An 18,309-nucleotide genomic window follows, 5' to 3' on the forward strand; every position below is an offset into this window, starting at 1 on the left:
CTTTACCAAATTCAGCTAAAACTGAAAGTAAAGTGCTTAAGCTTTTGTTCGTTTTGCGTAGTAGTAATTTTCCCATTTTAAAAATTATTTAATTCCCCTTAAATTAATTGTCATTAAAGAATGAACACTTCAAATATATGCTGATAATCAGGAGTGTAAAAAGGGATTACCGAAGTTAAAAGTGTAATTTTCCGTAAAGAGCATAAAAAAACCTTCTAGAATTTCTAGAAGGTTTATTATTCCCCTTAAATGTCTTTTTTCAATTAATCTTGAAAAGAAGATGTTACAAATGTAATGAGAGGTTAAAGGTTAAAAAAGGGTATTACCGCAAAAAAAGGTGCGGATTTCCGCAAAAGAGTTAAAGAGAAACAGTTTTACAACAAAAAGCCTTTAGATATCTAAAGGCTTTTTTTATTTTCTCTCTCTTTTCAAGATTCTTCCCAACAATGGTTTGAATTCCATTGCGAAATTATTACTTAGTTGTAATGTATAAAACGGGATAACCGTAAAAATAAATGCGGATTTCCGCAAAAAAAACTAATCTATAATTCCTAATTCTTTTGCTTTTAATACTAGGTCTGTATTGTTATTAGCTTGTAAGTCAGTTCTTAATTTAGATAGTTTACTTTCTATCGAGCGGACTTTTATTAACGAACCATCATCTTTTTTAATTAAGCCTTCTAGGTTAGAAATTTTAGCATGCCTAGGAAGCTCTTTTAAGATTTGAATAGCAATATCATCCATTTGTATTTCAACTAAGGCTCTTTTTAAGAGTTTTTGATGAATTTCATGCGTGTAATACACTTCTCCCTTCAACATTTTTTGAATGGCAAAGGTTAATTCATCGGTACTACACTTTCCTTTTAAAATATAGGCAGAAGGATTTAAATTGTGTATTACATTAAAAATTCTGTTTGTTTCAGAGTGTCCAGTAATTACACCTACTTTAATAGGAATTTTTTCTTTAAGGATAGACTTTATAAAAGCTTCGCCTCCATCTAAAACTACGTTTTGGTTTTGATTGTCAAAACTCAAATCCGTAAAAACAATATGAAATGGATTTTCGCTTAAACTTGATTTTATTTTAGAAAATGCTTCGTCACACGAATTTGCCGTTTCAATTTCTAAACCATCTATATCTTTCAAATACGAAAGAATTCCTTCTAGAATCAATTGATGGTCATCAACTAAAAGTATTTTTGTTTGTCCAGCCATTTAAGGGTATTTGAATACTGGTTTGGGTTCCTTTACCTACTTCACTATTAATAGTTAATTTACCATTTAACTCTTCAATGCGTTCTTGTAGGTTTTGTAAACCAATTCCTTTTTTATTAACGATGGTATTAAAGCCAATACCATCATCAATAATACCCAAATGTACGTATTTTTTACGTACAGAAAAATTGATAGTTATTTTACTCGCTTTTGCGTGTTTTTTACAGTTCTGTATACTTTCGCGAATACTTAAGTAAAGTAAACGTTTAATAGAATTATTAATTGTCGTCCAATCGTAGTTTTGCAATCCATTCACTTTTATTTTAAAATCAGGTTCAAAATAATCACTCACTAAATTGATAATTTGATTTTTAAAGGAAACTTTATCAAAACTAACACTACTGAGTTGATGTGATAAATTTCGAACATTTTCTTTTACTGCATCTAGTTTTTGAGCTTCCTCTAATAAATTAGACTTTTCTAACTTACGATGTAGTAAGCGTAGGTCGCCAGCAACTTCATCATGTAAAGATTTAGCAATTTGTTTGCGTTCATGTTCTCTTACTTGTACCTGTTGTAGTTGTGCTTGATATAATAATTTTCTTCTACGTTGAAAATAAAACATAACACTAAAACCAAATAGTAAAAGACCAACAGCAGCAGCTAGCCACCCTATTGTTTTTTGTTGTTTATGATAAAGTATTTCTGCTTGCTTTTGCTGGTTTTCAGTTTTTAAAACTACATTTTCTTTTTCTTTCTTATCGGTTTCGTATCTAATTTTAGCAAACTGATTTTTTAACCTGCGTTCGTTTTGAAATAAGCTATCACTAAGAGTTATATACTCGTTTAAATACAGTTTAGATTGTTCGTCACCAGTTAAGTCTGAAAGGTTTTGTAAAGCTTCTAACCAACGTTTATTATTATGGGTTTGTTTGGCATATTGTAAAGCTTCGTTAGAATGATATAACGCTTTTTTAGTATGATCTTGATCTTTGTAATAATTAGATAAGTTAATATGAGTTGTACTCATACCACTATAATTATTGAGCTTTTTTCTAATAGATAAAACCTCATTATATTGTTGTAAAATATTCTCTTTTTTGTTTAAGGCATAGTTACTAAAGGCCAAATTTTCTAATAATAGTGCGTATTGAGTTATGTATTTATTTTTTATAGAATCAAAAGCTAAGCCTTTTTTAAAGAATCGAATAGCTTTTTCATGTTGTTTTTGCTTTTGATATAGTAACCCAATATTATTTATTATGTAGATGTGACCAGTATCATTTTTGTTTAACTTGTTGTAAGATAGAGCAATATTGTAATATTTTAAGGCTTCCTTTGGTTGATTTAATTCTTCAGATATTAGACCTAATCCATTGTAAACTCTTTCTGTATAAGTGTTTGAATTTATTGGTTCTAAGTATTGTAAAGCATTAACAAAACTAATTTCACTACCTAAATAATCCTTAGCATCTCGTTGTAGGTAAGCAATACTTAATAGACGTCTCCCAACTGCTAAAGAATCATTTATATTTTTAGAGATATCTTTTGAACGATGGTAATAATAAAAAGCACTATCATTAGTAAATGTAAGTTTATTTTGCAGAGCATTAAAATGAAAATACTTGGCCAATAAAATAGAATCTTTTGTTTTTAGATATAACGAATCAACTTGTGCTGTGATTGTTTTTAATAACGGAAGTTTATTACTAAAATAAGCTTGTCTTCCTTTTTCTATTAATGTATCTCTTATGGAGAAATAATCTTTGTTTTCTTGAGCCAAAAGAAAAGAAGAGTAGAGTAGGAGAATACAAAAGAAACTTTTCATAGTTGTAAAAATAAAACCATTACTTTTCAAAAGTAATGGTTTTATTTTTAAATCGTATACTGAGAAAATATGTTTGCTAAGTAGTTTAATACTTAATCTCCTCCTTGACCACCTCCATCACCTCCGCCAGTTGTTGGTCTATCTGTTCCACCAGTATCGGTAGTTGTTGTTTCATTATCTCCATCAGGGCTTAAACTCATTAGGGTTTCTTTTAAGTACTTGTTTTCCATGTTAAATAGGGTTTTTAATTACAAAATAATACTTGGGGATGGGGGTAATCAAGTGTCTAATGTAGTGGGTTTTTAGGAGAAAGTCAAAAATTTAACATTCTGCTTTTAAAAGAATGATATCGTCTTTGCGAATCTTTCGACTGTCGCTCAAGACGGGCTAAAGTGAATCAATCTTTGAATTATGAACTCTAAATAAACAGATTACTTCAGATTTGTTTTTAGAAAACAAAACCATTACTTTTCAAAAGTAATGGTTCTTATTGTTCGTTATACGTGGAGGCTAAAATATTTAATCTCCTCCTTGGCCACCACCACCACCACCAGTGTCACCACAATATTCATGATTTTCTGGTAGTGCACAAAAATTTTCGTTTCCACCTTTAATAGATACTTGTTGCTCTCTTTGTAAAAGAGTTCCTAAATTTGAAATGTTTTTTAACATATATTAATTGTTTAATAAGTTAGAAAATAGACTAGCAATGTAACAGGTTTTTATCAAATCAACAAAAATTTAACCTTTAGTTTTTTATAAACAAGTTGTTGTTCTTTTATATAATGATGTTACTTTTTCATTTTCGTAAACAAATCCCATAACACCACACCACAACTTACCGAAATATTCAACGAGTGTTTAGTTCCTAATTGCGGAATTTCAATACAAACATTAGAAGCAGAAACAACTTCTTGCTGTACACCTTTTACTTCGTTACCAAATACTACCGCATATTTTTGGTCAGTTTCAGGAGTAAAAGTATCTAACATAGTACTATTTTCCGCTTGCTCTATAGATAGGACTTTTACATTTTCTGCTTGTAGTTTTTCAACCAAATCAATTGTGTTTTCAACATATTCCCAGTCTACAGATTCAGTAGCACCTAAAGCCGTTTTATGAATTTCTTTGTTAGGAGGTGTAGCAGTGATACCACACAAATAAATTTTTTCAATTAAAAAAGCATCCGAAGTTCTAAATACCGATCCTACATTATTCAAACTACGAATATTATCCAATACTACAATGATGGGAGTTTTATCCGTTTGTCTAAACTCTTCAAGGGTTTTTCTGCCTAGTTCGTTGTTTTTTAATTTTCTCATTTTGTTGGGTAACTTTTAGAGGTCAATAGCTAAAAGCTAATGACTAAAAGCTAATGACTAAAGACTTTTTTCTATCTTCGCAAAACTAACCCAAAAAATCCATAAACTTGGCAAAAACAAAGGCAAAAAAGGTAACTCCATTAATGCAACAGTACAACGGAATTAAGGCAAAATATCCGGACGCGATGTTGTTATTTAGAGTAGGCGATTTTTATGAAACCTTTGGAGAAGATGCTATAAAAGCATCCAAAGTTTTAGGTATTATTTTAACCAAAAGAGGAAGTGGAAGTGAAAGCGAAACCGCATTAGCTGGTTTTCCGCATCATTCTTTAAATACCTATTTACCTAAGTTAGTAAAATCTGGATTGCGTGTTGCTATTTGCGATCAGTTGGAAGATCCCAAAATGACCAAAAAGATTGTGAAACGTGGGGTTACGGAGTTGGTAACTCCTGGTGTTGCGTTGAATGATGAGGTGTTACAATCAAAGTCAAATAATTTTTTAGCAGCCGTCCATTTTGGTAAAAAGTTATTAGGAGTTTCGTTTTTAGATGTGTCAACGGGAGAATTTCTCATCGCACAAGGAAATGAAGAATATATAGATAAACTCTTGCAAAACTTTACACCAAGTGAAGTTTTGGTAGAAAAGAAATACAAGCAACAATTTTTAGAAGTATTTACCAATCGTTTTCATGCATTTTATTTGGATGATTGGGTGTTTCAAAAAGATTATGGAGATGAATTACTTCGAAATCATTTTAAGGTAAAAACGTTAAAAGGATTTGGAGTTGAAGAGTTAGAATATGGAATTGTGGCTGGAGGTGCAGCCATGTACTATTTATCGGAAACACAACACAACAAAATAGAGCACATACAATCTATCAGCAGAATTGCGGAAGATAAGTATGTGTGGATGGATCGATTTACCGTAAAAAACTTAGAATTATACGGAGGTAATTCTGTGAATTCGGTTTCGTTATTGGATGTAATTGATAAAACAATTTCTCCAATGGGAGGGCGTTTGTTAAAACGTTGGTTAGCACTCCCGTTAAAAGATTTAGCTCAAATTCAACAGCGACATGAATTAGTAAAGTTTTTAATTGATGACGATGCCTTTTCTGAAACAGTAAGCTATCAGTTAAAACAAGTTTCTGATATCGAACGACTCATTTCAAAGGTTGCAACAGGCAAAGTGTCTCCAAGAGAGGTTATCTTGTTGAAAAATTCGTTAAAAGCGATTCTTCCGATAAAGACTTCCGCAGAAAGCAGCGAAAACGCTGCCGTTAGGTTATTAGGAGAAAAAATTAATACGTGTGATGAATTAATTGATAAAATTACGGAAACGGTATTAGAAGAAGCTCCTGTAAATATAAACAAAGGAAATGCGATTGCCAGCGGAGTTTCTGAAGAGTTGGATGAATTACGTAGTATTTCAAATTCTGGAAAGGAGTATTTAGATACCATGTTAGCTAGAGAAACAGAACGTACAGGAATTCCGAGTTTAAAAATAGCCTTTAATAACGTATTTGGATACTATATTGAAGTTAGAAATACGCATAAAGACAAAGTTCCAGAAGAATGGATTCGTAAGCAAACCTTGGTAAATGCAGAACGTTATATTACTGAAGAATTAAAAGAATACGAAGCCAAAATTTTAGGAGCAGAAGAGAAAATTCAGCAGTTAGAAACTGAGATTTTTGCCAAATTAGTGCAGTATATTATTGGGTTTGTACAGCCTGTACAGCAAAATGCACAGAATGTGGCTAAGGTTGATGCTTTACAATCTTTCGCAACCTTAGCTACTGAAAATAATTATGTACGTCCGTTAATGGATGATAGTACCGATATTGAAATTAAAAATGGTCGCCACCCGGTTATTGAAAAGCAATTACCATTAGGCGAAGAATACATAGCCAATGATGTTGTGTTGAACCGTAATCAGCAACAAATTATTATGATTACAGGTCCTAACATGTCAGGTAAATCGGCAATTTTACGTCAAACAGCCTTGATTGTATTGTTAGCACAAATGGGAAGTTATGTACCTGCACAAAATGCTCGAATAGGTATGGTGGATAAGATTTTTACAAGAGTAGGTGCGAGCGATAATATTTCGATGGGTGAGTCGACATTCATGGTTGAAATGAATGAAACCGCATCGATCTTAAATAACATTTCCGACCGTAGTTTGGTGTTGTTAGATGAAATTGGACGAGGAACATCTACCTATGATGGAATTTCCATTGCTTGGGCTATTTCAGAATACTTACATGAACATCCATCGAAAGCAAAAACACTATTTGCAACGCATTATCACGAGTTAAACGAAATGACTTCCACGTTTGAACGTATTAAGAATTTTAATGTATCGGTAAAAGAGCTAGATAATAGCATTATTTTCTTACGTAAGTTAGTAGCTGGAGGAAGTAATCATAGTTTTGGTATTCATGTAGCAAAATTGGCAGGAATGCCAAGTATGGTAATTCATAGAGCAAACAAAATTCTAAAAGAGTTAGAAAACACACATTCACACAAAGAGGTTAAAGAAACCTTGAAAGAAGCACAGCATGCAGATATGCAAATGAGCTTTTTTCAGTTAGACGACCCTTTGTTAGAAGATATTCGAGAAGAAATTTTAACAACAAACATCGATACCTTGACCCCAATTGAAGCCTTGATGAAGCTGAATGAAATAAAACGAATGTTAACGAAGAAGTAATTGGTTAATTATTCTCTATTTTCAAACTCGCAAATTTTAAAAAACTCATTACGAACAGCTAAATCATTAAAACTTCCTCCATACTCAATAGTTGTTGTGTAACTATTCTTGTCTTTAATTCCGCGAGAAGAAACACATAAGTGCTTTGCATTCACCAGTACAATTACATCTTCCGTTTCCAAAGTTTTTTGTAAATCTGTTAAGATTTGTAAACATAATCGCTCTTGTACCTGTGGTCTTTGTGAATAATAATCTACTAAACGATTAATTTTCGAAAGCCCGATAACCCTATTTTTTGGAATATAACCAATATGTGCATAGCCACTAATAGGAAGAAAATGGTGTTCGCATGAAGAATCGATAGTAATGTTTTGTTCCACTAGCATTTTACTATAACCGTATTTATTCTCAAAAGTATAAGCTTTGGGTCTATTAGATGGGTTCAATCCATAAAACAACTCTTTAACATACATTTTAGCAAAACGATAAGGTGTCCCAGACAAACTATCATCTGTTAAATCTAAACCGAGCTCCTCCATTATTTTTGCAAAATGACCTTGAATATTTGCAATCTTTTCTTCGTCTGACTTAACAAATGCATTTGGTGCTAAAGGTGTTTCAATATTTGTTAAAATGTGATTATCTCCTATATAGTCATGCTTGTTCATTTCTTAAACTATTTAATTAATTATTAGCGCAACAAGTGTTGTTTGCACACTGACAATACTTTCTATTATATGTATGTAGAAATACTAACCCTAAAGATGGTACATAAATACTTTTTTCAGGTAATTTAATGCTTTGTATATATTCGTTTAAAATGATTATAAATAAAAGCACAAACGTAATCCAAAGAGCATACTTCATCCATTTTTTTGAAGTAGTTTGAACCGAATTTTGAATAGCAAAAAATGAAATGACTAGAAACAAAACGTCTATACTTTTCCACCAAAAAGGAACAGTTTCATGACTACAACAGGCAGCATGAGATTGTATAACAAACAGAAAAGGTGTAAATATGCAATGTACCAAACATAGACCGCTCGACAAAGCTCCTAATGTATCTGATTTTTGTTTGAGTACCATTGAATTTCTTAATTTAGTATTTTGAAAAGTAAAAGTACGTTATTTTTTTAATTGCAACAAAGTTGCGTTAATGGATTTTATGGGAGTTATTAGGAAAACAAAAGCAGTAAAAAAATTATTAAGCTTATTTGAGTCTGGAGTTTCAGCAATTGCTGCTGTTGATTTAGTGAGTAAATTAAATGAAGAAATGAATAAAACTACGGTCTATAGAGTTTTGGATCGCTTAGAAAATGATGGTGTTATACATTCTTTTATGGGAAAAGAAGGTGTAAAATGGTATGCTAAATGTACTAGTTGTTCTTCGCATCATCATAATGATATTCATCCTCATTTTCAATGTACTGACTGCAAAAAAGTAACATGCTTATCTATAGATATTTCAATTCCTCAGGTTGAAAATTATATCATAGAAAGTGCTACTGTTTTTTTAACAGGTAAATGTGAGGTTTGCTCTTAAATAAGATAAATAGAAATCACATACTTCGATAAAAACAATACATTGCAATTTCATTTTTCAACTTCAATAATAGTTATTTTTGTCAACTATTATGCAACACGACATTAGTTTTAAACACATAAACAAATTAGCAATGCCTGCATTAATTGCAGGAGTTGCTGAGCCGTTACTTTCTACCACAGATTTAGCCATTGTAGGTAACATTGAACACAATGCTACCGAAAGTATTGCTGCCATAGGTATTGTAGGGGCTTTTTTATCCATGTTAATTTGGGTCTTTGGGCAAACACGTAGCGGAATTTCTTCTATCGTTTCTCAATATTTAGGAGCTAATAAGCTCGACGAAATAAAAAACTTACCAGCACAAGCTATTATTATTGTGTTAGGAGTAAGTGCACTTATTTTAGGAATCAGTTACCCGTTTGCAAAAGAAATTTTTGAGTTATATAATGCTTCAGGAACCATTTTAGACTATTCTGTTGCGTATTATAAAATTCGTGTTTTTGGATTCCCGTTTACGCTTTTTACGATTGCTGTTTTTGGTACGTTTAGAGGTTTACAAAACACCTATTACCCAATGATAATTGCTTTAGTTGGTACGTTTATTAATATAGGGTTAGATGTTGTGTTGGTGTATGGAATAGAAGGTTTGATTCCTGCAATGCATATTCAAGGTGCAGCGTATGCAAGTGTTGTAGCACAAGCTACTATGGCAATAATTTCGGCGGTATTATTGGTAAAGAAGACAGATATTCCATTAAAATTCAGCCTGCCTCTTAATGCTGAAATACCAAAGTTTATAAACATGGTTTTAAATTTATTTGTGCGAACTATAGCGTTAAATGTTGCTTTATATTTTGGAACTTCCTATGCTACTGATTATGGCGACGCTTATATTGCAGCTTATACAATTGGTTTCAATTTATGGCTTATGGGAGCTTTTATGATTGACGGTTATTCTTCTGCAGGAAATATATTATCAGGAAAATTATTAGGAGCAAAAGCTTATAAAACCTTAGTCACGTTGGGGAATAGGTTAATTACTTACGGATTCCTTTTCGGACTCTTACTCACAGCTATTGGTTTTGTTTTGTATCAATTTATAGGAAAAGTATTCACGAAAGAACCTGAGGTTTTACAACAATTCTACAATACTTTTTGGATTATTTTAATCATGCAACCTATTTGTTCTATTGCTTTTATTTATGATGGAATGTTCAAAGGGATGGGAGAAATGAAGTACTTACGAAACGTTTTATTATTAGCAACAGGGTTCGTATTCGTCCCAACCTTATTATTTTTTGATTCATTAGATTATAAACTGTATGCTATTTGGATTGCTTTTTTCCTGTGGATGATTGCTAGAGGAACTCCATTAATTATAAAGTTTAGAAGAAAGTTTTTACCACTTGCTCAAAAAACGTAATTTTGAGCAAACAACAAATAAATGACTACAACTAGAGAAAACGGAAGTTTATATACACATATTGAAAATAAGATTGCTACAGTTGAATTCGGGCACCCAGCTAGTAACTCTTTTCCAAGTGTGTTGTTAGAACGTTTAGCAAATGAGTTTGATAAGCTTTCAATTAATAATAAAGTTTCAGTAATTGTACTAAAATCAGAAGGAGATCGTGCTTTTTGTGCAGGTGCTTCTTTTGATGAATTGGTAGCAATTGATAATTTAGAAGATGGAAAAGCTTTTTTTTCAGGTTTTGCGAATGTTATTAATGCGATGCGACGTTGTTCGAAGTTAATTGTTGGTAGAGTACAAGGAAAAACTGTGGGCGGTGGAGTTGGATTAGCAGCTGCTTGTGATTATGTATTAGCTACAGAGCATGCTTCTATTAAACTTTCTGAGTTTACGATAGGTATTGGTCCTTTTGTAATTGCACCTGCCGTAGAGCGCAAAATAAATGTAAGTGGATTAGCGGAACTAACCTTAGACGCTACCAGTTGGAAAAATGCGTATTGGGCGAAAGAAAAAGGTTTGTATGCCCGTGTTTTTGAAACACAAAGTGAATTAGATAAAGAGGTAGAAATATTATCAGAAAAATTAGCTTCGTATAATCCAGAAGCATTGGCAGAAATGAAAAGGGCTTTATGGACTGGAACGGAACATTGGGAAGAACTCTTGATGGAAAGAGCAGAAACCTCAGGAAAATTAGTATTGTCTGAGTTTACCAAAAAAGCCTTAGAAAAATTTAAGAAGTAAGAATGTTTTTAATTCAAGATGAAAAAAGTTCTACAGCATATAAAGCCGGATATGAAATAGGACAATGGATAGCACATAATTCTTTCCTGGCTGTGTTACTCGGAGTAGTGGTTTCAGTAGGTTTTGTGTGGATATTAACAAAAGTTGTAAAACAAATTCGTAATTTTGGCGAATAAAAATAAAATAGTATGGGTGGAGATTATTTATTTGCCATTTTAGCAGCAGGTGTTGCAGTAGTTTATTTCTTTAATAAATATAGAGCAAACAAAAAATTTAAGAGAAAATAAGAGCCTTTTAAAAAGGAGAATATATGAGCAATATTAGAATTACCAAACAGTTTACTTTTGAAACTGGACATGCGTTGTACGGTTATGATGGAAAATGTAAAAATGTTCACGGGCATAGTTACAAGCTTTCGGTTACCGTAATTGGCTCTCCAATTACAGATGCTTCCAATGTTAAGTACGGAATGGTAATTGATTTTGGTGATTTAAAGAAAATCGTAAAAGAAGAAATTGTTGATGTATTTGATCATGCTACGGTATTCAACAAAAATACGCCACATGTAGAGTTAGCCAGAGAGTTAAAAGACCGAGGACACCATGTGATATTGGTAGATTATCAGCCAACAAGTGAAATGATGGTGATTGATTTTGCTAAGAAGATACAAAATAGACTTCCTGAAAAGATTAAACTGCACGCCATTAAACTACAAGAAACGGACACTAGTTTTGCTGAGTGGTATGCTTCTGATAATTAACGAATAATCAGTTATCATTGAAGGTGGATAGTTGTTCACTGGTAATTGATGGGTTATTTCCCATTAAACTCATTCATAGTATTAGCTAAACCTGACGTAATAAAAGAGGTTACAGCTTTTACAGAAAAAGGAATACGCTCAATCATCGCGCTTTCTTCATCAGCATTCCATTCGCCCAAAACATAATCTACTTGACGACCTTTGCTGTATTCAGCTCCTACACCAAAGCGAAAACGCGGGTAGGCCCCTGTATTAAACTTATCTTGGATGTCTTTTAGACCATTATGTCCGCCAGAACTACCTTTTCCTTTAATACGAATCTTTCCGAAATCAATATTTAAGTCATCGGTAATAATTAATAAGTTTTCCACTTGAATGTTTTCTTTTTGCATCCAGTATTTGACAGCTTTTCCACTTAAATTCATATAAGTACTCGGTTTTAAAACGATAACTGTTTTACCTTTAATTTTAAGTTTGGCAATATCTCCTAGTTTTTCAGTTTCAAAAGAACTTTCATGTTCTTTTACGAAAGCATCTACGATTTTAAAGCCGATATTATGACGTGTATTGGTATATTTTTCACCAATATTACCTAAGCCTACGATTAAAAATTTCTTCATTGAATTGTCTTCTTTCTCTGTTAATTGTTTTGTAGAAAAACCAAATAATCTTTTCAAAAAAGTTGTAAAAACCATGCACCAAAAATAAAAAAAGCGCTACACATGGTAACGCTTTTGTATAATTATAGTTTTGCTGTCTAAGCTTCTTCAGTTTCAGATGCTGCTTTAGCGGCATTACGAGACATACGAACTTGAGCAACTACTGTGTTGTCTGGGTGTAAAAATGTGTATTTGTCATTTTTTAACTCAGTAACATATAATTTATTACCAATTTCTAATTCAGTAATATCAGCTTCGATATAATCTGGTAAATTAGCTGGTAAAGCTTTTACTTTTAACTTACGTAAGTTGTGACGTAAAGCACCACCTACCATAACACCTTTAGAAGTTCCAACTAAACGAACAGGAATATCCATTGTTACAGCTTTGTCTTCAAATAATTGGTAGAAGTCTACGTGTAAAATACTATCTTGTACTGGGTGGAATTGTATATCTTGCAATACAGCACTGTATGTTATACCATCTAATTCAATCGTAGCAGTAAATACGTCTGGAGTATATACTAATGGCTTGAACGATTTTTCGTCAGCTGAAAAGTGTACTGGCTTGTCTCCTCCGTATAATACGCAAGGAACCTTTCCAGCATTACGTAAGGCTTTGGTTGCTTTTTTACCTACGCTTTCTCTTTGAGATCCTTTGATTGTAATTGATTTCATTACTTTGTTTATTAAATTTATTTACATTAAAAATTGATCACTAATTGATGTATTGTCTTGGACTTTATGCATCACATCAGCGAATAAAGTGGCGCAAGATACAATTTTTATTTTAGATACACTCTTCTTTAAGGGTATTGTATCTGAAACAATTAGCTCTGTTAATTGAGAGTTTTGAATTCTTTCGTAAGCATTGCCAGAAAGAATAGGATGAGTACAGATGGCACGTACACTTTTTGCTCCTCTTTCCATCATTAAATCAGCTGCTTTAGTAAGAGTTCCTCCAGTATCAATCATGTCGTCTACAAGAATCACATTCTTGCCTTCGACCTCACCAATAAGCTCCATATGAGCAATTACATTAGCTTTTTGACGCTGCTTATAACAAATAACCACATCACTTTCTAAATACTTAGAATAGGCATAGGCTCTTTTTGAACCTCCCATATCTGGAGATGCGATTGTTAAATTATCTAACTCTAAGCTTTCTACGTATGGTAAAAAGATAGTAGAAGCGAATAAATGATCTACTGGCTTTTCAAAGAATCCTTGAATTTGATCAGCATGTAAATCCATAGTCATAATCCTAGTTGCCCCAGCTGCTTCTAGTAGTTTTGCAACTAACTTGGCACCTATGGCTACACGAGGTTTATCTTTTCTGTCTTGACGTGCCCATCCAAAATATGGCATTACAGCTGTAATATGTCTTGCTGATGCACGCTTAGCGGCATCACACATTAATAACAATTCCATTAAATTATCTGTTGAAGGAAAAGTAGATCCTATAAGAAAAACTCTACGCCCTCTAACCGATTCTTCAAAAGCTGGTTGAAATTCACCATCGCTAAAATGTGTTGTCGTTAAATTTCCTAACTCAGTTCCATATGCGTTAGCGATTTCTTCTGCAAGTTCAACACTTTGTGAACAGGCAAAGACTTTTGGGCTTAATTGATTTGTAGCCATTTACAAAAAGATATTTTTAGTTAGTGTTGTTGTCAAGGCAAAAATAAAACTATTTTAAGAGTTTAAAAGATATTTTAAATGAAATATTTTATAGATTTGCACTCTCCAAAAGCCAAAGTGGTGGAATTGGTAGACACGTCGGATTCAAAATCCGATGCTCGCAAGGGCGTGTGGGTTCGAGTCCCACCTTTGGTACTAAAAAGCACTTAAACTCAGTTTAAGTGCTTTTTAGTTATGAGTTAATTTCTCTTTTGACTTGTTCAAACTCTTCAGGAGTATTGATGTTTCTTATAAGGCCGTCATCAATTTCAATAATTTCAACTTCGGAATTGATTAACATTTTACGAGGGCAAGAATAACCTTGTGCTAAATAAGCTAATAATTTTCTGTAAGCTTTTGGTTCGTAAATGGTGATTAAAGGCTCAGGAAACTCTTTGTTTTTACCTTTGATTGCAGTAGCAACTTTACTTGGATTCCTTTTTTGTAATAATAATTGAATAAGGTGATTATTTACAAATGGAAGATCTGTAGCGATAACTAACCATGCTGAGTTTGGATCTTTTTGAAAAGCAGAACAAATACCTCCAAATGGCCCTAAGTTTAAAAAGGTATCGGGAATTTCATTTGTTGTTTCCGAATAAGTAGATGAACCTCTTACAGAGTAAAAAGTTTCTAAATTGTTGTTTTCTAGTAACTCTTTTACATGTTCTTTTTGAGGCTTTTTATAGTACACTAACTCCGATTTGTCACGTCCCATTCGAGTACTTTTTCCGCCTATTAAAACCAGCCCTTTTACAGGAGCAATGTTTTCTTTAATGAGATTGTGTATATGATTAGATATTTTATCAATCTCATTAATGGTATAAGAGGTACTATTTTTGATGTTTGGAAAACGCTCTAGTAAACAATCAAAATATACTGAATCTTCGTTCAACTTAATTATAAACTGAATGTTTGTTAATTGGTCTAACCTTTTTTTTACAGAAGCTTCTTTCTCGTCATCTAAAATCAAAATTTGTTTCGCTCCTTGGTAATGATTTCCGTTAATGAATACAAAATCGTGATTGTAAAACTGTAAGCGTTGTTCGTATTTGTTTACAATAGCAGTAGTATTTAGCTGTAAATTACCTTTATGATGAAAGGTATATTCAGACAAAGTATTTTGCTCAACATCTTTAGCATGCGAAGCATCAAAATAGCCTAAATTATATTTCGATAACCTTTTTGAAACTTCATTAACTAAATCAGTAATAACCCCGCATTTTGTTCCTAAAATAGCTACTTCATTAGGAGCAAAATTATCATTATGCTTTTTAACAAGGTTTGTATGTTTGGTATGCTTCTTATCCATTTTTTATATCTGATTTTCCGCCTGTTTTTTCTACTAGCTTTACTTCTTTAATTACCATTTTTTGACTGATAGCTTTACACATATCATAAATAGTTAAACAAGTTGCTGAAGCTCCTGTAAGTGCTTCCATTTCTACTCCCGTTTTTCCTTCAATAGTCACTTTACAAAAAACCTCTACATGTTCATCGTCTACAATATTGATGTCAATATCCACTCCGTTGATTAACAAAGGATGGCACATTGGGATGATATCAGAAGTCTTTTTTACGGCTTGAATTCCAGCAATGATAGCTGTTTGAAAAACAGGCCCTTTTTTAGTGATGAGTTCATCATTGGTAAAATGACTTACAATTTCTGAACCTAAAAACATAGTAGCTTTAGCGACGGCGGTACGTTTCGTAATTTTTTTATCAGAAACATTGACCATTTTAGGTTGATTTTGTTCGTTTATGTGTGAAAAGTTGCTCACTTTTTATAAGTTTTAAATATTGAGTTCTTGTCAGGTTTAGTTGTCACATCGAGTGAATTTCGTTTTCGACAGAAAAAAGAAATTAGTATCGAGATGTATATTAGACTGGTTCTCGATACAGTTTCCACTCGTTCCAATCGTGGAAACCACTCGAACAGACACTTTTACTTTTAAAGTTCTTTTTTGCTAAGTTAGGAAGTTTTTCAAACTCATTATTTATAAGGGCTTCTTTTTTAGTTCTAGACCATTTTTTAATTTGTTTTTTTTATTCCAATAATGAAAACCACTTGAACTGACAAGATTATTTTTCATAATTAAAAGCTCAACATTCAAAACTACGATACGTTAGTACCGGAAAAACACTTCCTTTTTTAAATGCTACTTCTTCTGTTTTTGGTAGTTCAATAAAACCATCGGCTTCTACTAAACTAGCTAAATCACCAGAACCATTTCCTTGTATTGGGTTTGCGTATACTTGTCCGTTTTCTGAAGTTAATTTTACTTGTAAAAAACAGCTTAAATTAGGTTTAAAAGTGATGTCTTTTGCTAAAGTAGCTGTTTTTTCTTCGGAAGAAACTCCAACAGATTTTTTATACCAAGGATAAAAATACACCAAACAATTTACAAATGTGGAAACTGGATTCCCAGGAAAAGCAAACACGTTGCAGTTATTTGTAGTGCCGAACCAAAATGGCTTCCCTGGTCGTTGTGAAACTCTATGGAATAATTTTTCAACACCCAATTCATCTAAAACTTCGGGTAAAAAATCAAACTTACCCTTACTAACAGCACCACTAAATAATAGCACATCATATTCTTTTAAGTAGGATTCTATTTTTTCTTTTAAAATTTGTTTTTCATCAGCTATATGCGCTGTTTCTGCTGGAATTTTTAAATTGTTCAATAAGGAAACTAACGTGTATACATTACTTCTCCGGATTTGGTGGTCTAACGGATTTTCATTTACATCAACCAATTCATCACCCGTAGAAACAATCATCACTTTAGGTTGTTTGGCAACTTTTACAGTGGCTTTTCCAACGGTAGCTAATACACCAATTTCAGCGGTGGAAATAATCGTATTCTTTTTTATTAGAACTGTACCTTTATTTTTATCAGAACCTTTTCTGTGAATGTTTTGCCCTTCTTTAGTTTCATCAACAATAATAGTTGCTACTTGAGTGTTAATTTCAACATCTTCATAACGAATTATTGTGTCACAGTTGTTAGGTAATACTGCACCCGTCATTACTTCATAACAGTTGGCAGCATTATTTAGTGTTTGTTGTGGACTTCCAGCAGCTTGGATTCCTTCTATTTTAAAGTCATGAAGCCCTTGTTCAAAAAAACGATAGTTGATCGCGATTCCGTCCATGGCTACTCGGTTGAAAGGGGGAAAATCTCTGTCAGCAACAATATCTTCCTTTAAAACTCTTCCGACAGCTTCTAAAAAAGAAATTTCTTCAACACCAAAATCTTGTGTGTTTTCTAAAATTATATGTTTGGCTTCTTTTACTGTAATCATATGTTAAAGTGTAACTGTTAAAAAGTTTAATTGTTACAATTTCAAATTATCTAATTGACACATTGAAATTAGCCTCCAATAGTACTCATACTTTCGGTTACGTTTTCTTTTCTATTTGCCTCAGCAACAAAACCATTTTCAGGTTTTTCTTTTATCAATGATAAAAACAAGGTTTTTAAATCTTCATTGCTTGCACCATTTCTAATAAAGTCACGTAGGTTAAAAACGCCGTCATCAAACAGGCAGTTTTTAAAAGTTCCTGTTGAGGTAATCCTAATTCGGTTACAATCATTACAGATAGTACGAGTGAATGCAGGTATTATCCCTATAGTTCCCTTATGATTCTCTATGGAAAAACTTCTAGAGGTAGATGATTTTTTTGAAGGAAGTTCAGTAACAGTAAACTCAGATTGTATGTTGTTTAAGATTTTGTTATAGTTCCAAACCTCTTCTGCATTTCGTTGTCCTTTTCCATTAAAAGGCATTTCTTCAATAAAACGAACTACAATATCCTTGTCTTTAGTAAGCTGAACAAAATCGTTAATTTCATCAGTGTTAAATCCAGACTGAACAACAACATTCAGTTTTAAATTCAATGAACTTTTTTCTAATAACTCAAAGGTTTTATATACTTCTGTAAAAATATCCCTACGAGTAATTTTAGCAAACTTTTCAGGGTGTAAACTATCAATACTTAAATTAATATTCTTAACCTTTTTAAGGTTTTCTATCGTTTTTATGTGTTTATAAATAAGAGCTCCATTGGTTGTGATATTAATGTCATCTAACAAATCATTATACGATAACATCTCCAAAAAAGAAACAAAATCTTTTCTTACAAAAGGCTCACCACCTGTTAAACGAACTTTGTTAACCCCCAATTCAGTAAGTACTCTAATTATACGGTACATTTCTTTGTAGGTAAGTAGCTCTTTACGAGGTACAATATCAATTCCTTGAGCAGGCATACAATATTGACAGCGTAAGTTACAACGGTCGGTTACCGCTAATCGAACGTAGTTAATTTGTCTTCCAAAACTATCAATAAGTGTACTCATATTGTAA

The 18,309-nt window shown here is 32.5% G+C and carries 20 protein-coding genes, 1 tRNA gene and 1 pseudogene; 7 read left to right on the top strand and 15 right to left on the bottom strand.

What is annotated here, in order from left to right:
* Positions 1 to 537 precede the first annotated feature (537 nt).
* The 5 genes from MK851_RS01850 to MK851_RS01870 form a co-directional block, all read right to left on the bottom strand.
* Complete coding sequence (locus tag MK851_RS01850; RefSeq protein WP_320240936.1) at positions 538 to 1,215, bottom strand: response regulator; 678 nt, start codon at positions 1,213 to 1,215, stop codon at positions 538 to 540.
* Positions 1,184 to 3,043 (bottom strand): tetratricopeptide repeat protein, encoded by a 1,860-nt coding sequence (locus MK851_RS01855; RefSeq protein WP_320240938.1) that lies wholly within the window; start codon positions 3,041 to 3,043, stop codon positions 1,184 to 1,186. Before MK851_RS01855 ends, MK851_RS01850 begins: the two co-directional genes overlap by 32 nt.
* Before the next feature lie 92 nt (positions 3,044 to 3,135).
* Positions 3,136 to 3,273 (bottom strand): hypothetical protein, encoded by a 138-nt coding sequence (locus MK851_RS01860; protein WP_320240940.1) that lies wholly within the window; start codon positions 3,271 to 3,273, stop codon positions 3,136 to 3,138.
* 289 nt (positions 3,274 to 3,562) lie between these two features.
* Positions 3,563 to 3,715 carry a hypothetical protein gene (locus tag MK851_RS01865; protein ID WP_320240942.1) on the bottom strand — a complete coding sequence of 51 codons (153 nt, stop codon included), beginning with the start codon at positions 3,713 to 3,715 and terminating at the stop codon, positions 3,563 to 3,565.
* 119 nt (positions 3,716 to 3,834) lie between these two features.
* Entirely contained in the window at positions 3,835 to 4,365 is a 531-nt protein-coding gene (locus tag MK851_RS01870) for an RNA methyltransferase (protein ID WP_320240944.1), read from the bottom strand.
* Positions 4,366 to 4,472: 107 nt separating this feature from the next.
* Here MK851_RS01870 and mutS point away from each other — a divergent pair, with 107 nt between their 5' ends.
* Entirely contained in the window at positions 4,473 to 7,082 is a 2,610-nt protein-coding gene (gene mutS, locus MK851_RS01875; protein WP_320240946.1) for a DNA mismatch repair protein MutS, read from the top strand.
* Positions 7,083 to 7,090: 8 nt separating this feature from the next.
* Here mutS and folE read toward each other — a convergent pair whose 3' ends face one another.
* Positions 7,091 to 7,750, bottom strand: coding sequence for a GTP cyclohydrolase I FolE (folE, locus tag MK851_RS01880; protein WP_320240948.1), 660 nt, complete (start codon positions 7,748 to 7,750; stop codon positions 7,091 to 7,093).
* Between the two features lie 16 nt (positions 7,751 to 7,766).
* A complete protein-coding gene (locus MK851_RS01885; protein ID WP_303505034.1) occupies positions 7,767 to 8,168 on the bottom strand; it encodes a MerC domain-containing protein in 402 nt (133 codons plus the stop codon).
* 70 nt (positions 8,169 to 8,238) lie between these two features.
* Here MK851_RS01885 and MK851_RS01890 point away from each other — a divergent pair, with 70 nt between their 5' ends.
* The 5 genes from MK851_RS01890 to MK851_RS01910 all read left to right on the top strand — a co-directional run bounded on the left by MK851_RS01890 (position 8,239) and on the right by MK851_RS01910 (position 11,600).
* A complete protein-coding gene (locus MK851_RS01890) occupies positions 8,239 to 8,625 on the top strand; it encodes a Fur family transcriptional regulator (protein WP_303505036.1) in 387 nt (128 codons plus the stop codon).
* 91 nt (positions 8,626 to 8,716) lie between these two features.
* The gene (locus tag MK851_RS01895) at positions 8,717 to 10,051 is read left to right on the top strand and encodes an MATE family efflux transporter (protein ID WP_320240951.1); all 1,335 of its coding nucleotides are present in this window, start codon (positions 8,717 to 8,719) and stop codon (positions 10,049 to 10,051) included.
* A gap of 21 nt (positions 10,052 to 10,072) precedes the next feature.
* The gene (locus MK851_RS01900; protein WP_320240953.1) at positions 10,073 to 10,840 is read left to right on the top strand and encodes an enoyl-CoA hydratase/isomerase family protein; all 768 of its coding nucleotides are present in this window, start codon (positions 10,073 to 10,075) and stop codon (positions 10,838 to 10,840) included.
* A 2-nt stretch (positions 10,841 to 10,842) separates the two neighbouring features.
* A complete protein-coding gene (locus MK851_RS01905; RefSeq protein ID WP_303505043.1) occupies positions 10,843 to 11,016 on the top strand; it encodes a hypothetical protein in 174 nt (57 codons plus the stop codon).
* 134 nt (positions 11,017 to 11,150) lie between these two features.
* Positions 11,151 to 11,600 carry a 6-carboxytetrahydropterin synthase gene (locus MK851_RS01910; protein WP_320240956.1) on the top strand — a complete coding sequence of 150 codons (450 nt, stop codon included), beginning with the start codon at positions 11,151 to 11,153 and terminating at the stop codon, positions 11,598 to 11,600.
* A gap of 53 nt (positions 11,601 to 11,653) precedes the next feature.
* Here the strand turns inward: MK851_RS01910 and pth are convergent, their stop codons facing one another.
* The 3 genes from pth to MK851_RS01925 form a co-directional block, all read right to left on the bottom strand.
* Positions 11,654 to 12,220, bottom strand: a complete 567-nt coding sequence (gene pth / locus MK851_RS01915) for an aminoacyl-tRNA hydrolase (protein ID WP_320241272.1) — start codon at positions 12,218 to 12,220, stop codon at positions 11,654 to 11,656.
* 137 nt (positions 12,221 to 12,357) lie between these two features.
* On the bottom strand, positions 12,358 to 12,936 hold the full coding sequence (locus MK851_RS01920) for a 50S ribosomal protein L25/general stress protein Ctc (protein ID WP_303505049.1): 579 nt from the start codon (positions 12,934 to 12,936) through the stop codon (positions 12,358 to 12,360).
* 21 nt (positions 12,937 to 12,957) lie between these two features.
* Positions 12,958 to 13,899 (bottom strand): ribose-phosphate pyrophosphokinase, encoded by a 942-nt coding sequence (locus MK851_RS01925; protein ID WP_303505051.1) that lies wholly within the window; start codon positions 13,897 to 13,899, stop codon positions 12,958 to 12,960.
* A gap of 111 nt (positions 13,900 to 14,010) precedes the next feature.
* On the opposite strand from MK851_RS01925, the gene MK851_RS01930 reads away from it, so the two are divergent.
* A tRNA-Leu gene (locus tag MK851_RS01930) sits at positions 14,011 to 14,094 on the top strand.
* 37 nt (positions 14,095 to 14,131) lie between these two features.
* On the opposite strand, the gene MK851_RS01935 is transcribed toward MK851_RS01930, so the two are convergent.
* The 5 genes and pseudogenes from MK851_RS01935 to moaA form a co-directional block, all read right to left on the bottom strand.
* Positions 14,132 to 15,250 (bottom strand): NTP transferase domain-containing protein, encoded by a 1,119-nt coding sequence (locus MK851_RS01935; RefSeq protein WP_320240958.1) that lies wholly within the window; start codon positions 15,248 to 15,250, stop codon positions 14,132 to 14,134.
* On the bottom strand, positions 15,243 to 15,719 hold the full coding sequence (moaC, locus tag MK851_RS01940) for a cyclic pyranopterin monophosphate synthase MoaC (RefSeq protein ID WP_303505055.1): 477 nt from the start codon (positions 15,717 to 15,719) through the stop codon (positions 15,243 to 15,245). The genes MK851_RS01935 and moaC overlap by 8 nt, the downstream gene beginning before the upstream one ends.
* A gap of 169 nt (positions 15,720 to 15,888) precedes the next feature.
* A pseudogene (locus MK851_RS01945) lies at positions 15,889 to 15,984 on the bottom strand (endonuclease); the annotation flags it as partial.
* Positions 15,985 to 16,041: 57 nt separating this feature from the next.
* The gene (locus MK851_RS01950; protein WP_320240961.1) at positions 16,042 to 17,244 is read right to left on the bottom strand and encodes a molybdopterin molybdotransferase MoeA; all 1,203 of its coding nucleotides are present in this window, start codon (positions 17,242 to 17,244) and stop codon (positions 16,042 to 16,044) included.
* A 68-nt stretch (positions 17,245 to 17,312) separates the two neighbouring features.
* Positions 17,313 to 18,302, bottom strand: coding sequence for a GTP 3',8-cyclase MoaA (gene moaA / locus MK851_RS01955; protein WP_320240962.1), 990 nt, complete (start codon positions 18,300 to 18,302; stop codon positions 17,313 to 17,315).
* Between the last annotated feature and the right edge of the window lie 7 nt (positions 18,303 to 18,309).

The sequence above is a fragment of the Tenacibaculum sp. 1B UA genome, from assembly GCF_033978845.1.
In the GTDB taxonomy this organism is placed as follows: Bacteria; Bacteroidota; Bacteroidia; order Flavobacteriales; family Flavobacteriaceae; genus Polaribacter.

Excerpts from the sequence above, each read along its gene's own strand:
- MK851_RS01950 (WP_320240961.1), bottom strand. The coding sequence starts at position 17,244 with ATGATTACAGTAAAAGAAGCCAAACATATAATTTTAGAAAACACACAA.
- MK851_RS01850 (WP_320240936.1), bottom strand. The coding sequence starts at position 1,215 with ATGGCTGGACAAACAAAAATACTTTTAGTTGATGACCATCAATTGATT.
- MK851_RS01860 (WP_320240940.1), bottom strand. The coding sequence starts at position 3,273 with ATGGAAAACAAGTACTTAAAAGAAACCCTAATGAGTTTAAGCCCTGAT.
- MK851_RS01900 (WP_320240953.1), top strand. The coding sequence starts at position 10,073 with ATGACTACAACTAGAGAAAACGGAAGTTTATATACACATATTGAAAAT.
- folE (WP_320240948.1), bottom strand. The coding sequence starts at position 7,750 with ATGAACAAGCATGACTATATAGGAGATAATCACATTTTAACAAATATT.
- MK851_RS01905 (WP_303505043.1), top strand. The coding sequence starts at position 10,843 with ATGTTTTTAATTCAAGATGAAAAAAGTTCTACAGCATATAAAGCCGGA.
- MK851_RS01895 (WP_320240951.1), top strand. The coding sequence starts at position 8,717 with ATGCAACACGACATTAGTTTTAAACACATAAACAAATTAGCAATGCCT.
- moaA (WP_320240962.1), bottom strand. The coding sequence starts at position 18,302 with ATGAGTACACTTATTGATAGTTTTGGAAGACAAATTAACTACGTTCGA.
- MK851_RS01910 (WP_320240956.1), top strand. The coding sequence starts at position 11,151 with ATGAGCAATATTAGAATTACCAAACAGTTTACTTTTGAAACTGGACAT.
- MK851_RS01865 (WP_320240942.1), bottom strand. The coding sequence starts at position 3,715 with ATGTTAAAAAACATTTCAAATTTAGGAACTCTTTTACAAAGAGAGCAA.
- MK851_RS01890 (WP_303505036.1), top strand. The coding sequence starts at position 8,239 with ATGGATTTTATGGGAGTTATTAGGAAAACAAAAGCAGTAAAAAAATTA.
- MK851_RS01885 (WP_303505034.1), bottom strand. The coding sequence starts at position 8,168 with ATGGTACTCAAACAAAAATCAGATACATTAGGAGCTTTGTCGAGCGGT.
- MK851_RS01855 (WP_320240938.1), bottom strand. The coding sequence starts at position 3,043 with ATGAAAAGTTTCTTTTGTATTCTCCTACTCTACTCTTCTTTTCTTTTG.
- MK851_RS01925 (WP_303505051.1), bottom strand. The coding sequence starts at position 13,899 with ATGGCTACAAATCAATTAAGCCCAAAAGTCTTTGCCTGTTCACAAAGT.
- MK851_RS01870 (WP_320240944.1), bottom strand. The coding sequence starts at position 4,365 with ATGAGAAAATTAAAAAACAACGAACTAGGCAGAAAAACCCTTGAAGAG.
- pth (WP_320241272.1), bottom strand. The coding sequence starts at position 12,220 with ATGAAGAAATTTTTAATCGTAGGCTTAGGTAATATTGGTGAAAAATAT.
- MK851_RS01935 (WP_320240958.1), bottom strand. The coding sequence starts at position 15,250 with ATGGATAAGAAGCATACCAAACATACAAACCTTGTTAAAAAGCATAAT.
- MK851_RS01920 (WP_303505049.1), bottom strand. The coding sequence starts at position 12,936 with ATGAAATCAATTACAATCAAAGGATCTCAAAGAGAAAGCGTAGGTAAA.